The sequence below is a fragment of the Flavobacterium daemonense genome (assembly GCF_007341385.1).
In the GTDB taxonomy this organism is placed as follows: domain Bacteria; phylum Bacteroidota; class Bacteroidia; order Flavobacteriales; family Flavobacteriaceae; genus Flavobacterium; species Flavobacterium daemonense.
The window spans coordinates 106694-121792 of the sequence record NZ_VJYD01000006.1; the positions used below are offsets into that span (position 1 = coordinate 106694).

A 15099-nucleotide genomic window follows, 5' to 3' on the forward strand; every position below is an offset into this window, starting at 1 on the left:
TTCTGATTGTTGATTTGACTTTCATTTAAAAAGAAAAAAAACACTCTGATAAAGTTTTAAAAGAGTGTTTTTTAGGGTATTTTGTAAATGTATTATCTTGAAATTCGAGTCAGACCGATGTTTTCTGGAGCGTGAAGCACCATTGGGAATTTTTCGATCTTAACCGAGCTACTGTCCAAACCAAAAGCTCTTTCTTCAGACAAACTCAGTTTTTTAATAAAGAAATAAGAGTTCATAATAATATTTTCATGCCATCTTAAATCATTGTCATTTGATAAGAATTTCTCCGACAATACAAATTTAAAGTCTCCAATAATATTGTTTTTGTTCAATGATTCGTAACGGCTGGTAATATCCACTTCGCCACGTTTTACCATATCACGAATTACTTCTCTAAACATTAAATTGATTTTGGTTGGTTCTCTAAAACCTAAATTAAAATCGATTCTGTAAATATCATCTCTCGCAATCTCAGTAACTTTATATTCTGTTTTATAAGGCTCAGTAAGGATATTTACGTGAACAAACCAGTAAATATCAGCTCGTTTTGGACGCTTTTGTAAAATTGAATAAATTACTTTTTCTTCCAATTCATCTACACGATTAGCATTTGTCATATAAACTAAATGCGTTGCATATTTTGGGATTGATAAATCTTTGCTAAGCTCAACCAAAACCTTTTTGTAATCGTCAATTTTGATGATTTTAGTATAGCTCTTGTTGATTTTCTTAGCCAAATACCAAATCGTCATAATCGAAATCAAGAGTATCGCAATAATCAAAGTAACATAACCTCCTTCGGCAAATTTTGTGATATTGGCAAAAAGGAAACTGAATTCAATCAATAAATAAATAGTGATCAGCGGTACCATGAAATACAGTTTTACACGCTTCATGATCAAATAGTAATTCAGCAAAATGGTCGTCATGATCATACACAGAATGATGGCAAGGCCATAAGCGTGCTCCATATTTCCTGATTTTTCGAAGTGCAATACGATTCCAACACAACCAAAAAACAATAGCCAGTTGATTGACGGAATGTATAATTGACCTTTAACCTCGGTAGGATATTTAATTTTTACTTTTGGCCAGAAATTCAGACGCATAGCCTCATTAATCAAGGTAAATGAACCACTAATAAGTGCTTGAGATGCAATTACAGCTGCTAAAGTTGCAACTACAATTCCGAATGGAAGAAACCAGTGCGGCATAATCAAGTAAAATGGATTCCCATTTTCACCACCTAATTGCTGTAAAGTGCTTCCTTCGTGATGCGTTAAATAAGCAGCTTGACCAAAATAGTTTAATACTAAAGTTGTTTTTACAAAAATCCAGCTGATACGAATGTTTTTTCTTCCGCAGTGTCCCATGTCAGAATACAAAGCTTCAGCTCCTGTAGTACAAAGGAATACGAAACCAAGAACAAAAAATCCGTCTGGATGAATTGATAATAAATGGTAGGCGTAATATGGATTTATAGCCTTGATAACTTCTGGGTAATGAAAAATCTGAATTGCTCCTAAAGTTCCAAGCATCGCAAACCAAATCAGCATCATTGGTGCGAAAAACTTTCCAACTAGTTTTGTTCCAAATTGTTGGATTGTAAATAAAACAAAAAGGATAGCAAGTACAATAGAAATAATAGTTTTAGTTTCCATTGTTGGGTAAAATGCCCTAATTCCTTCAACTGCAGATGAAATAGAGATAGGCGGGGTAATAATTCCGTCCGCTAAAAGTGCACTACCTCCAATAATGGCGGGCACAATGAGCCATTGGATTTTTGTTTTTTTAACTAAAGCGTAAAGAGCAAAAATCCCACCTTCACCATGGTTGTCAGCACTTAAGGTAATAAGTACGTATTTTATTGTAGTTTGAAGAGTCAGGGTCCAGAATACACATGAAATACCTCCTAAAACAATATCCGAATTTATAGCATATTCACCAAGAATGGCTTTCATTACATATAATGGAGAGGTACCAATATCTCCATAAATAATTCCTAATGTGATCAATAGACCCCCTATAGACAACTTACTATGTAAGTTTTTATGCGCTGCGCTCATGTTTGATTTTATAAAAGACGGTTGCAAATTTACTCTTTTAAAATAAATTAGCATCAATTATAAATAAAAAGATAAAAAAAAGCACAATCCCCAAATTGTGCTTTTATTTTTATTAAAAATTTAATTATTGATATTATCCTCTTCTTCCGCCCCCTCTAGAATTAGAACCGCTTTCTCTTTGTGATTCACCACCTCTAGATTCTTGGCTTGCTCTCGGAGCTTCAGAACGTTGTGTGTTTTGAGGTCTTGAGCTGTAAGATCTGTTTTCATTATTTCCTCTATTTTCAGCGTAATTTCTTGAAGGTTGCGCTTGTGGTGCAGGCGCAGTTCTTTCGATACTTGGTCTATTCATTGAATTTCCTCTGTTTTCAGAATAGCCTCTTGAAGGATAATTGTTTTGTGACGCTGATCTATCTGAATAATTTCTGTTTTCTGAATTGTCTCTTGGAACAGAAACAGCTTGATTGTTTCTGCTGAAATCCGGTCTTGAAGGCATAGAAGCATTATTATCTCTATTGTTTACTACAGGACGATTCATGTTGCCGTAACTTCTGTTTGAATCTCTATTTTCTCCGTGCTGTGGTCTTCCAGCGCTTGATCTGATTGGATTGTTGTAATTGTTGTTTTGAGAATTGTTATAAGTTCTCGTAGTCATTCTTCTTTGATCCAAATCATATCTGTTGCTAACAGAGTTGTGTCTGTCTGCAAAGCTATAGTTAGGTCTCATTCTTTCGTAGCCATAAGTACGTCTTGATTCGTAAATGGCTGGGGCGCTATAACTTCTTCTGTAGTTTACATAATTGTAACTATAGTTTGCGTTGATGCAAATATTCACGTTATTTCTATATCTGTAAACAGGATAAGGTCTCCATGCTGTGTAATACGTTGGATAATATCCCCAGTACCAGCTTGAGCAATATGGTCTGTAATTTGTCACCCAAAATGAGCTGTAAATAACGGGAACAACATTGTAAACAGGCTCATAAATGTAATTTGCACCATATAAATAGGTGTTACCTACAACTTGTACGCTCACTTTATTGTAATTGTCTCTCTCAACATCAATTGTTGCAACGTCTTGATAAACATCGCGGTCTAAAACAGCTTGGATAATTACTACGTGTGTTCTGTTTTCAACAGATTCAATTACACGTAAATAATCAACTTGATCATCTCCATTTAAATCAAGATTTGATATTTGATATTTAGGATCATTTAATCTTCTTTCAAAATCTTGAAGATTTGCTGATTCTCCAAACATTGATGCAACAGCTCTCAAGTCTAAATTGTCGCTGATGTCTGAGTTTTTTGCATAAACAGTGGCTTGGCTTTGTGCAGTACAAGAACTAAGTCCGATAGTCAATAATGCTAGTATAAGTAGTTTCGCTTTCATGGCAAATAGAATTAAAAAATTAATTACTTTGGAATATCCAATTACTGTGCCAAAAAAAGAAACCGAAAGTCTTCTTGTAATATGTGTTTGATTGTTAGTAAGTTGTGTTTTGTTGATTTGTTTATGGTTTTAATTTTGTAAAAAAGATTGTTAAAAATTTTATTATCAAAAAAAACAAAACCTATTTTATATGTTATAAATAATTGTATTTTAGCGACAACTAAATCTTAACCTACATGAGAAAAATAATATTACTTTTTAGTTTATTTGTTTTACTGGTGTCCTTTAAAGCATCGAAAAATAATGATAAAGCACCAATCAATGGAGGCTTCGTTTCAATGCAGACCGAAGTTTTATTTCAAGATAAAATTAGCATTAGGGCGATTGCAATTGATAATAATAAAGTATGGTATGGCGCTGATAATTCGCGCTTTGGATACTTTGATTTAGAAAAAAGAGAAAAGTTTGAAGATCATATTTATCGTGATACGCTAAATTTAGAATTCAGAAGTATTGCTCAAAATGCAAAAAGCATATTCTTATTAAGTGTTGCAAATCCAGCTCTTTTGTATCAGGTTGATAAAAAAACTAAGAAAGTAAAACTGGTTTATAAAGAAGTAAATGCCAAAGTATTTTACGACAGTATGCAGTTTTGGAATGATAAGGAAGGAATTGCTATTGGAGATCCTACAGAAGATACTTTTTCTATAATTGTTACACGCGACGGGGGTGAAACTTGGACAAAATTACTGTCTGATAAACTGCCTACAAATACACAGGGCGAAGCAGCTTTTGCGGCAAGCAACACCAATATAATTATTAAAGGAAATGATACATGGTTGGTTTCTGGCGGAAAGAAATCTAGGGTTTTTTATTCTCCTGATAAAGCAAAAACTTGGAAAGTTGTCGATACGCCAATTATGCAAGGCAAAGAAATGACCGGTATTTTTACAGCCGATTTTTATGATGAAAAACGCGGATTTGCCGCTGGAGGTGATTATGAATTTCCAGAGAAAAATTCTGATAATAAAATTTACACCAAAGACGGTGGAAAAACTTGGGAATTAATAGGCCAAAATCAAGGTTTTGGTTATGCTTCATGCATTCAGTATGTACCTGGAAGCAATGCGAGAGAGTTGGTTTGTGTTGGTTCAGCAGGGATCCAGTATTCTCAAGATGGCGGTGCAACTTGGAAACAATTGTCTGATGATAATAAGCTTTTTACAATTCGATTCATTAATAAAAACACCGCTATTGCAGCTGGATATAATAAGTTGATCCGAATCACTTTTATATAGCGAACAACATTTTTAAAAATAACAAACCCCCTAAATAATAAAGTAAGTATTATTATATAGGGGGTTTGTCGCTGTTGTACTTATGTTTTAATCTTTTCCGGCAGCGGCTTTATCTCGATATTGTTTTAGCAATTTTCGATTAAAGTCGTCCTCGCATTTTTTAAGCTTTAATATTTTCTTTGCCGAAAGTATCTTTTTTAGGTTTGAATTGTATTTTTCTCTCAAAAGATATAATTCTTTATCTGTGCTTTCCATTTGTGCGATCAACACAGCTGCTTCTTTTTCAGAAATTGAATTGATGTTGTCATCATTTAAACGTTCTAAAAAAGCTTTCATTTTTTGATGCCTCAATTCAAATTGTTTGTCATCGTAAGCATTGTAAATAGGCCAGAATTTCTCAGCTTCAGTTGGAGTCAATTCTAATTCAGTTGTTAAAAAAGAAACTTTGTAAGCTTTGATCTTTTCACGTTTTTCATCTGTTTTTCCTTGGGCATAAAAAGAAAAACTTACCAGGAATAAAAGTATCGGCAGGATGTTTTTGATTTTCATCTTCTCAGTGTTGTTTCTATTCAGTAATTAAGTGTTCAATATTTGGGTTTGATGCTAAAATATCTTCTAGCGTTTCGTCTTCAATGGCTACATTTTTATTAAGTTTTTGAAGATCTGTTGTGTCTAAATTCTGAATCAGGTCATATTGATTCAAATTTGACTGATACGATAAATACGTTTCCAAAGTTGCTTCGTCAAGTTCTTTAGAAGTTGCGTTATAATTGTTTACGATAGGAATCATCAAGGCAAAAACAATTACCGCGGCCGCAGCAATCGAAATTACATTTTTACGTTTATAAAGAGGTAGTACTTTTACTTCTTTTTCGTTGTTAATCTGCTGTAAAACTTTTGCCGAAAAATCATCAAAATAATGCTCTGGAGTTGTAAATCCAGATTTGATTTTCGGTTCGTTTTCTAATTTAAATGCTTTCATAATGTCTATAAGATAGTATTTTTTACAAAAGGTTTAATTTGATGTAACATATATTTCGATTTTTTTCACCGCATGATGGTAAGATGCTTTTAAAGCACCAACTGAAGTTCCTAGAATCTCTGCGATTTCTTCGTATTTTAATTCTTCAAAATATTTCATTTTAAAGACTAATTGCTGTTTTTCAGGCAAAGTAACAATGGCTTTCTGGAGTTTGATTTGAATTTCATCTCCATCAAAATAAACATCAGATTTTAAATTTTCTATCGTTTTTGTTTGTAAAGCTTCAGATGTGAGTCCGTTTAATTTTGCCTTCTGATTTAAAAAAGTCAAAGCCTCATTTGTTGCAATACGGTACATCCAGGAGAAAAGCTTGCTTTCGCCTTTAAAATTTTTTAAATACTGAAAGACTTTTACAAAAGTATTCTGCAAAACATCGTTTGCATCCTCATGATCTAAAACTATGTTTCTGATATGAGAATACAATGGTTTTTGATAATCAGACAAGAGTTTTTGAAACGCTGTATTTTGCGTTTTAGGATTTAATAATTCTTGTATAAATTCCTTCTCGTCTGTCAAACTTGTCTATTTATCTTATTAGAATGAATTTTAAGCTAAAGGTCTAAGGATCTTTATTTTAGAATTCGTCTTCTTCAGGTTTTGCTGGTGGAGGTGTCGCCGCAGGTTTTGGAGCCACTGGCTTTGGTTTTACCGGTTTTTTTACAACAGGCACCGTTGTAGCTGGGTTCGAAGCCGCAGGATCTGATTCCGTTGTGGTAGCTGCTGGGTCAATTTGAGGTTCATTATTAACTGCCGGAGTTGTGCTAACTGGAACTACTTTAGGTTTTGTTGGGAAATAGATTTCAGTTACTAATTTAGACGGACTTTTTGTGTCTAATTTGCTCACTTCTAAAATTTCAAGATGTGACCAGCTTAAGTCTGGCATTATTTTTTGATTGTTGATATATGCTGTTGTTTTTGCAATTGCTTCAGTAGTATGAGAATAATCACCTGTCAAAGTTGTTTTTACAGCTTCAAAAGCATTCATTTTGCCGGACAATATATCGCTTCCAGAGGTTATAGAAATCTCTTTGTTTATTGGCAAACAAATTGAAATTTTAGCTAATCCGGTTGCGGTGTCATATGTATGATAAATAATAAATGGTTTTCCATTCGCTTCTAATGCATTGGTTTCGCTGAACTTGATAAGCTTTGGAATAACAATTCTAGCGTTTTTATTTATTTTCGAAATTTCACTTGTAAAAGTCTGTTTGATATACGACATTTCAGTTTTCTGAACAACGCCGTTTACTTTTATATTATACGTTTTAGTTTCGTAATTAAGATTTTTGTCAATATTGGCAAGGCTTTTTTCGTAGATTGTCCCAATAACCTTGTCAGAACCTCCATTTAGTGCGGTGTAAATTTTAAACAAAAAGCTCATAGTTCCTTTTGCTTTCCAAGTAACTTTTGTTTTTCCTGCCAAAGTATCTTTGAAAGTCCAGTTGACATCGGCTTCAGTACCGTCGTATTTCATTTTTTGCTGAATGCTCTCTCCGTCTTTAGTTTTTAGAGTAACAGAGTTTCCGGCTCCTTCGGTTCCTGTCCAGTAAAAAGAAGCGCCGTTTCCTGCTGTTTTATTTGGGAAAGTAAAGTTTATCGAAGAATCTTCGAGCGCCCAAGATTCAAAATCTTCATAATTTCTAAAATCATTTACGTAATTATATACCGTCGCTTTTGGCGAATTGATCACCTTGCTTCTTTCTACAGAAAAAATTCCTTTCTGGGTAGCTACAAAAACGGTAAGAGCAACTAAGCTTAGTAATAATAATAGAAATAAATATTTTAGAATCTTCATTTGGGTAGATTGTTTGGTGTCGTAAAGTTATAAATTTTTATTACTGGTGTTGCTAAAAATAGCGTCACGATAAAAATACGTTTTATAAATTATTCTGATCAAAAAATATTCAAATAAAACGATTTTCACTCAGTTTAATTGTAAGCGCTCAGTATTTATTTATCTTTTCTAAATTATCTTTTGAAGAAAAATTTAATTGCAAACAAAATAGCAATAAAAAGCAGAAAGACAATCAAGACTTTGTAATTTCCTTTGTAAAATATTTTATGAAGAGCTAGATCTTTTCGATAAGCAAAAATCATAACGATTACAAAAGCAATAAAAAAACAGACTGCGAATATTAATTGTCCTTGACTAAACATAGTAAAAATTATTTTTGACAAATTTAGAGAATTGTACACGATTTGTTGCTAATTTGCAGTTCATTTAATCAACTAAAAACATGAAGAAACAACTAGATGCCGTTACGCAATTTCATACTGCTTTTAAAATAGGTCACAGCGAGACTCCAAAAGCCGATTTAGGTGCAACTAAAAAAATGCTTCGTTATAATTTGATGAAAGAAGAAAATGAAGAATACCTAGAAGCTGTTCAAAATAATGATATTGTTGAAATTGCTGATGCGCTTGGTGATATGATGTACATTTTGTGCGGAACAATTATTGAACATGGACTTCAAGATAAAATTGAAGCTGTTTTTGATGAAATCCAACGCAGTAATATGAGTAAATTAGGAGAAGACGGCCAACCGATTTACCGTGAAGATGGAAAAGTGATGAAAGGCCCAAATTATTTCAAGCCTGATTTCTCGAAATTGCTATAAAAACGAAGTTCTGTACTTAGATATTTAAACACATAGGAACATAGTTCTTGACTGTGTTAAAAAAAGGCGTTTCACTTGTATTAATTCACATAGCTATGTGTTAGAAACATGTTTCTTTTTGTATTCTTTGCAAATGTTTTAAATCTATGTTTCTATGTGTTAAAAAAAAGAAAGCATAAAAATATAAAACCCGACAGGTTTTTAAAACCTGTCGGGTTTGTTTTACGTTTGTCATTTCGACTGAAAGGAGAAATCACACAAGGAATTCCGCAATCAAAATCGTCAATCTTTGGCGAGTTACTTGTGTGATTTCTCCTTTCAGTCGAAATGACAAGATTGAGTTGATCTTACTGTTTTCTGAAGCAAAAGTCAATAATAAAGTAAAATAAAAAACCCGACAGAATTTTAAATCTATCGGGTTTTTATATTTGACTAATTACGAAATTATTGAACCTTAACCGTCCATCCGTAAGTATCTTCAGAAAGTTTATTTTGAAGACTTGTGAGTTTTTCTTTTAAGAATGAAGCATATGAATTCTCAATTGGAGTCAATTCATAATACTCATCTTTATATGAGAATCCTTTAATAACACTGATAACTGCAGCAGTTCCAGCTCCGAAGATTTCTTTTAAAGATCCGTTTTTAGCAGCTTCAACTAATTCTGAAACAATCACAGGGCGAACTTCTACTTTAAGACCTTCTTTTTCTGCCATTGCAATCAAACTTTTTCTAGTAATACCATCTAAAATTCTTTCGCTAGTTGGAGCAGTCAATAAAGTATCGTTGATTCTGAAGAAAACGTTCATTGTTCCCGCTTCTTCTAATTTTGTATGCGTTGCATCATCAGTCCAAATAACTTGTTGGAAACCATCTTTGTTTGCCAAGTTAGTTGGGTAAAACTGAGCAGCGTAGTTTCCAGCCGCTTTTGCAGCACCAATTCCACCATTTGCAGCTCTACTATAATGTTCAGCAATAATAACTTTTACTTCGCCTCCATAATATGCTTTTGCAGGTGAAAGCAAAATCATAAATTTATATTCGTCAGATGGATTAGCGATAACGCCAGGTCCTGTAGCAATCATAAAAGGACGAATGTACATACTTGCACCGTTTCCTCTCTGAATCCATTCTTGATCGATTTTCAATAATTCATTTAAACCTTCCATGAAAATATCTTCTGGAACTTCTGGCATAGCCATACGAACAGCCGAATTATTGAAACGTTTGTAGTTTTCATCAGGTCTAAACAACCAAACATCATTATTTTCATCTTTATAAGCTTTCATTCCTTCAAAAATAGCTTGTCCATAATGAAAGACTTTTGAAGAAGGATCCATCAAAATAGGAGCATAAGGCTTAATGACCGGAGTCTGCCATTGTCCATTTTTGTAATCACATTCAAATAAATGGTCTGTAAATACAGCACCAAAGCTTAAGTTTTCGAAGTCTACTCCGCTTATTTTAGACGAAGTTGCCTTTCTGATTTCAATTTTGCTTGTTTGAGTTGTACTCATAATGATATAATTTTTTTATCTAAATAGAATTCTTAACAGACGAAAATATAACGTAATGATCTGATGAAGAATAGGTTTTTGTTGAATGCAAAATTACGGAAAAATATGTAATTTTCTTGGTAAAACCTCATTAATTGCTGTGTTTGACTGAGATTTATTTATCTTATAATAAACCGAAAATTTTGGCAGAGTTTTATAAAGAATTTATGAAAAAAGTGCGATTTTTTAAGGCTTTACGCATTTGTTTTGAGTAAATTTGATGATTAAAACCGACTGGAAATCAGTCAAACGCTATTGAAAAATTCGAAAATCGTGAAAAGAGAAATAATTAAAACGCTAGATGGCTCAACGACAATTCATTTAGAAGAATGGAACGAAAGTTATCATTCAAAACATGGTGCAATACAGGAAGCAAAACACGTTTTTATAAAAAATGGACTTGATTTATTTGAAGACAAACCCGTCGCTATTTTGGAAATCGGTTTTGGAACCGGTCTTAACGCTTTCATAACTTTTTTAGAATCGGAAAAAAAACAGCAAACTATTGATTATGTTGGAGTAGAAGCGTATCCAGTAAATGCTGAAGAGGTTTTGGCAATGAATTATGTTGCCGAATTAGACGCATTGGAATTTAATAACATTTTTGAGAAAATGCATAAATGCGAATGGGATCAGAAAGCCGAACTTAGCAGCGCATTCTCGTTAACCAAAAGAAAACAATTTTTTGACGAAATCGACGATTTTGAAACTTTTGATTTGATTTACTTTGACGCCTTTGGATATAGAGTGCAACCTGAATTATGGAGCACGGAAATTTTCCAAAAAATGTACAATAGTTTAAAACCGAATGGCGTTTTAGTAACATATGCTGCTCGCGGAGTTGTTAAAAGAAGTATGATTTCTGTGGGATTTACTGTTGAAAAATTGGCCGGTCCGCCGGGGAAACGCGAGATGTTTAGAGCTTTTAAAAAGGTCTGATTAAGTTATTTAGAATAATTCTATATTGATTTATGTGTACTAAGAAAACGTATTCGTAGTTATAGTTTTGAAAAAAATAAGTTAAAAATGATCTTTATATGTGATATTTGTTTAAATTTGGTGCGAGTTTAAAAATTAGATAACCCCCAAAAATCTTATTTTATTATGTCAAAAATGATGTTTGATTACACGAAATCAATACTCGAGAGAGTTAGTTTCGACCCGGTACTTTTCTGCAAAGAGTTAGAAAAAGCTATCAAAACACTATTACCTTATGAAATGGAACAATTGAAAGAATGGTTATTAAATTTCATAATTGAGAAACCGGAATTAGAAGAAAGTCTACTACTGATTAAAGTATAAAAAAAGGAGCCAAATTGGCTCCTTTTTTATTATTGCTTTTTTTGCAGTGGACTAATGATTTGAACATTCTGGAAAACAATTGCTCCTTTTACGACACCGGCGATTGTTGATCTGATAGCGTCTATGATTTGCATTTTTAATTCGCTTTTAGGGTAAATTAAACTTACCTCACGAGCAGGCTTTGGCTCCTTGAAATTACGGAGCTTCAACTTATCGGAATCTTTTAAATCTAAGGTATGCAAGTACGGAAGTAATGTTGTGCCAAGGCCTTCATCGGCTAATTTTATCAAGGTTTCAAAACTGCCGCTTTGAATCTGGAAATTATTTTGATCGATGTCAGTACCATTTTTGCAAAGGTTTAAAATTCCGTCTCTAAAACAGTGACCGTCCTGCAAAAGCAAAATCTCGTTCAAGTTTAAGTCGGCAACTTCAATTTCTTCTTTTTGAAAACTTGCATGATGTTCCGGAATGTAAGCTACAAAAGGCTCAAAATATAAAACTATTTCTTTGATTTTTTCATCTTCAAGAGGAGTTGCGGCAATTGCAGCGTCAAGATGACCATTTTTTAACTTTAAAATGATTTCATCTGTATTTAGCTCTTCGATTAAAAGTTTGACTTTCGGATATTTTTTAATGAAATTATTTAAGAACATCGGCAAAAGTGTTGGCATAATCGTCGGAATAATCCCTAAACGAAATTCGCCGCCAATAAAACCTTTTTGTTGTTCTACAATATCTTTAATTCGGTCGGCCTCATTTACAATATTTTTTGCCTGGTTGACAATTTTTTGCCCAATATCGGTTAGCTGAATCGGTTTTTTGCTTCGGTCAAAAATTAAAATATTGAGTTCTTCTTCAATTTTTTGAATCTGCATGCTTAAAGTTGGCTGCGTAACAAAACATTTTTCGGCTGCAAGAGTAAAATTTTTGTGTTCGGCAACTGCTAACACATATTGCAATTGAGTTATAGTCATATTGATAGTAATTTTTGATGCAAAAATAAGAAAATATAATTTTTATTTATATAAATTTTATGAAACTTACTTTAATTTTGTAGTAAATTAGTGTAAAAAATTAGATTATGAAAACAAATATTTTAGGATTACCCGTTAAAGAATCAGAATTGATAGTAAAAGAATTGAATATATTGCTTTCAAATTTTCAGGTATATTATCAAAATTTAAGAGGAATTCATTGGAACATTCGCGGAAAGCGTTTCTTTGATCTTCATGTAAAATTTGAAGAACTTTATACCGATTCACAGCTTAAAATAGATATGATCGCCGAAAGAGTTTTGACAATTGGCGGTACACCTTTACATACTTTTGAAGACTATATTAAGAACAATAAATTGACAGTAGGAAAAAATATTTCAAACGATGAAAAGGCAGTTCAGCTGATTGTTCACTCGTTGTCTGATCTGTTAAAAATTGAAAGAGAAATCCTAAATAAATCTGCTGAAATTAACGACGAAGGAACAAATTCTATGATGAGTGACTTTATCGCAGAGCAAGAAAAAACAATCTGGATGATGAATGCATGGCTTGAAGAAACTTTGTAATTTATTGTTTTTGAATCAATTAAAAAACAGAATAGCCTCTTTTGACTATTCTGTTTTTTGTTTTTGTTAAATTTCTATAAAAAAAAAATGCTTCGCGCTTTGATTTTATCTGTTTAACGCTATTTTTGCTGTAATGAAACTAGTCGCTCGCATATTATTATTCATATTTATTGCTTTTCTAGCAACACCAACTGTGGTGACGCTGTTAAAGAAAAGTAACGATACGTCTATGTTTTTCAGTTTTTCTGAAGAGGAGCATTCACACAAAGAACTTAAAGCTGCTGTTTATCCAGCAATACTTCAGCATGAAGTTATAATTCCTGTTTATATTGAAAAAAAGACAATAGCGTCTGAAAACATTGTAAAATTAGAGAATATTTCTCCGAGCATTTTTGCTCCACCACCCAACTTGGCATAATACTTCCGATTATTTTGAACTGAACTGCATTTGCATAAATGCGGTCAATCTTTAATGAATAATTTTTTTAGTATTGTGTTATGACAAAAAAAATCAATCTTTTTGCCAACCTAAAATCTGATTTTGCTTCAGGTTTGGTGGTTTTCTTGGTGGCTCTTCCATTGTGTTTAGGTATTGCAATGGCTTCTGGAGCGCCGTTATTTTCTGGAATTATTGCAGGTGTTGTAGGTGGTATCGTGGTGGGTTATTTAAGCCAGTCCCATATTAGTGTTTCGGGTCCAGCTGCAGGTTTAACAGCAATTATTTTAACCGCTATTACTGATTTTGGTGCTTTTGATGTGTTTTTGCTGTCTGTTTTCATCGCAGGAATAATTCAATTAGCATTGGGATTTTTAAAAGCCGGAAGTATATCAAATTATTTTCCTACCAATGTTATTGAAGGAATGTTGGCTGGTATTGGTATCATCATCATTTTAAAACAATTACCACATGCTTTTGGTTATGATGCTGATTTTGAAGGCGATCAAGCTTTTATTCAGAATGACGGAAGCAACTCGTTTTCGTTTTTATTCAATGTTATCAATCATATTCAAATAGGAGCTATTGTAATTTCGGCGGTTTCACTGGCAATTTTGCTTGCTTGGGACAAAGTGCCTTTTTTAAAGCGCTTGAAATTAGTTCCGGGCGCACTTGTCGCGGTTATTGCTGGGGTTGTGCTAAATGAAGTTTTCGTTTCTTCAGGAAGTTCATTGGCAATTGCAAAAGAGCATTTGGTTTCTTTGCCGGTTCCAAAATCTTTTGACGATTTTAAATCGATTTTGATTATGCCAAATTTCAGCGCCATTACAAATCCGCAAGTTTGGGTTGTAGGACTTACAATTGCTATTGTAGCTTCTATCGAGACATTATTATGTATCGAAGCTTCAGATAGAATGGATGTTCAAAAAGGTTATACCGATACTAATGTTGAGCTTAGAGCGCAAGGTATTGGTAATATAATAAGTTCACTTTTAGGAGGTTTGCCAATGACATCAGTGGTAGTTCGATCATCTGCAAATAATAATGCGGGTGCAAAATCTAAAATGTCCACTATCATTCATGGCGTACTTTTATTGATCAGTGTATTGGCGATTCCGGCAATCCTGAATAAGATTCCATTGGCTACTTTGGCGACCGTTTTAATTTTGGTTGGATACAAATTGGCAAAACCAGCAACTTTCATGCATTTCTGGGAAAAGGGCAAATATCAATTTGTGCCTTTTATAGCAACTTTAGTCTTTGTTGTTGCTACAGATTTGCTGAAAGGTGTTGCGTTAGGAATTATCATCAGTATTATTTTTGTTTTGAGAGGAAACCTAAAAAGAGCGTATATTTTCAAAAAAGAACAATATGAAGACGGAGATATTATCCATATTGATTTAGCTCAAGAAGTTTCTTTCTTGAATAAAGCCGCAATCAAGCAGACTTTAAATGAGATTCCAGAAAACTCTAAAGTGGTGATCAATGCGCATGATACCGAATATATTGCTCATGATGTTCTGGATTTGATACGCGAGTTTAAAGAAACGCGAGCCATTGACGAAAATATCAAAGTAAAACTTAAAGGTTTTAAAGAAGCGTATGAACTTGAAAATACGCCAGAAAATAATAATCATGTAACAATTGAGCATTATTATGATGTTGCTAAACGAGCTTTGGTCAAAAGAGAAACATCAAAAGAAGAGTTTTAAAACAAATAAATTAAATTAAAGTATTTCTATTACGCAGTAAATGTCAAAATTTAGGTAACTTTACATAAGTTCTTTTTTTGTGCAGTTAGGCACTCGAAATACAATTCAAAAAATAAA

The 15099-nt window shown here is 33.1% G+C and carries 16 protein-coding genes; 7 read left to right on the plus strand and 9 right to left on the minus strand.

Going from position 1 to position 15099, the window contains the following annotated elements:
• Positions 1-92: 92 nt before the first annotated feature.
• Positions 93-2066 (minus strand): KUP/HAK/KT family potassium transporter, encoded by a 1974-nt coding sequence (locus FND99_RS09725; RefSeq protein ID WP_144337795.1) that lies wholly within the window; start codon positions 2064-2066, stop codon positions 93-95.
• A 133-nt stretch (positions 2067-2199) separates the two neighbouring features.
• A complete protein-coding gene (locus FND99_RS09730; RefSeq protein ID WP_144337796.1) occupies positions 2200-3459 on the minus strand; it encodes a hypothetical protein in 1260 nt (419 codons plus the stop codon).
• 236 nt (positions 3460-3695) lie between these two features.
• Here FND99_RS09730 and FND99_RS09735 point away from each other — a divergent pair, with 236 nt between their 5' ends.
• Positions 3696-4757: a WD40/YVTN/BNR-like repeat-containing protein gene (locus tag FND99_RS09735; protein WP_144337797.1), complete on the plus strand. Its 1062-nt coding sequence runs from the start codon at positions 3696-3698 to the stop codon at positions 4755-4757.
• An 87-nt stretch (positions 4758-4844) separates the two neighbouring features.
• Here the strand turns inward: FND99_RS09735 and FND99_RS09740 are convergent, their stop codons facing one another.
• From FND99_RS09740 to FND99_RS20290, 5 genes are all read right to left on the minus strand, one after another.
• Positions 4845-5306 (minus strand): sensor of ECF-type sigma factor, encoded by a 462-nt coding sequence (locus FND99_RS09740; protein WP_144337798.1) that lies wholly within the window; start codon positions 5304-5306, stop codon positions 4845-4847.
• Positions 5307-5322: 16 nt separating this feature from the next.
• Positions 5323-5739 (minus strand): hypothetical protein, encoded by a 417-nt coding sequence (locus FND99_RS09745; RefSeq protein ID WP_144337799.1) that lies wholly within the window; start codon positions 5737-5739, stop codon positions 5323-5325.
• Between the two features lie 33 nt (positions 5740-5772).
• Entirely contained in the window at positions 5773-6315 is a 543-nt protein-coding gene (locus FND99_RS09750) for an RNA polymerase sigma factor (protein ID WP_144337800.1), read from the minus strand.
• 58 nt (positions 6316-6373) lie between these two features.
• Positions 6374-7594: an SRPBCC family protein gene (locus FND99_RS09755; protein ID WP_144337801.1), complete on the minus strand. Its 1221-nt coding sequence runs from the start codon at positions 7592-7594 to the stop codon at positions 6374-6376.
• A 173-nt stretch (positions 7595-7767) separates the two neighbouring features.
• Positions 7768-7956: a hypothetical protein gene (locus tag FND99_RS20290; protein ID WP_144337802.1), complete on the minus strand. Its 189-nt coding sequence runs from the start codon at positions 7954-7956 to the stop codon at positions 7768-7770.
• An 80-nt stretch (positions 7957-8036) separates the two neighbouring features.
• On the opposite strand from FND99_RS20290, the gene FND99_RS09765 reads away from it, so the two are divergent.
• On the plus strand, positions 8037-8417 hold the full coding sequence (locus tag FND99_RS09765; RefSeq protein ID WP_144337803.1) for a pyrophosphohydrolase domain-containing protein: 381 nt from the start codon (positions 8037-8039) through the stop codon (positions 8415-8417).
• 444 nt (positions 8418-8861) lie between these two features.
• Here the strand turns inward: FND99_RS09765 and FND99_RS09770 are convergent, their stop codons facing one another.
• Positions 8862-9932 (minus strand): branched-chain amino acid aminotransferase, encoded by a 1071-nt coding sequence (locus FND99_RS09770; RefSeq protein WP_144337804.1) that lies wholly within the window; start codon positions 9930-9932, stop codon positions 8862-8864.
• 312 nt (positions 9933-10244) lie between these two features.
• Here FND99_RS09770 and mnmD point away from each other — a divergent pair, with 312 nt between their 5' ends.
• Complete coding sequence (gene mnmD, locus FND99_RS09775) at positions 10245-10910, plus strand: tRNA (5-methylaminomethyl-2-thiouridine)(34)-methyltransferase MnmD (protein WP_144337805.1); 666 nt, start codon at positions 10245-10247, stop codon at positions 10908-10910.
• 165 nt (positions 10911-11075) lie between these two features.
• Entirely contained in the window at positions 11076-11273 is a 198-nt protein-coding gene (locus tag FND99_RS20295) for a hypothetical protein (protein WP_144337806.1), read from the plus strand.
• 29 nt (positions 11274-11302) lie between these two features.
• Here FND99_RS20295 and FND99_RS09785 read toward each other — a convergent pair whose 3' ends face one another.
• On the minus strand, positions 11303-12247 hold the full coding sequence (locus FND99_RS09785) for a LysR substrate-binding domain-containing protein (protein ID WP_144337807.1): 945 nt from the start codon (positions 12245-12247) through the stop codon (positions 11303-11305).
• A gap of 107 nt (positions 12248-12354) precedes the next feature.
• Between FND99_RS09785 and FND99_RS09790 the strand changes: the two genes are divergently transcribed.
• From FND99_RS09790 to FND99_RS09800, 3 genes are all read left to right on the plus strand, one after another.
• On the plus strand, positions 12355-12834 hold the full coding sequence (locus FND99_RS09790; protein ID WP_144337808.1) for a Dps family protein: 480 nt from the start codon (positions 12355-12357) through the stop codon (positions 12832-12834).
• 133 nt (positions 12835-12967) lie between these two features.
• Positions 12968-13252, plus strand: coding sequence for a hypothetical protein (locus FND99_RS09795; RefSeq protein ID WP_144337809.1), 285 nt, complete (start codon positions 12968-12970; stop codon positions 13250-13252).
• 80 nt (positions 13253-13332) lie between these two features.
• Entirely contained in the window at positions 13333-14982 is a 1650-nt protein-coding gene (locus FND99_RS09800) for a SulP family inorganic anion transporter (protein WP_144337810.1), read from the plus strand.
• Positions 14983-15099: the final 117 nt, after the last annotated feature.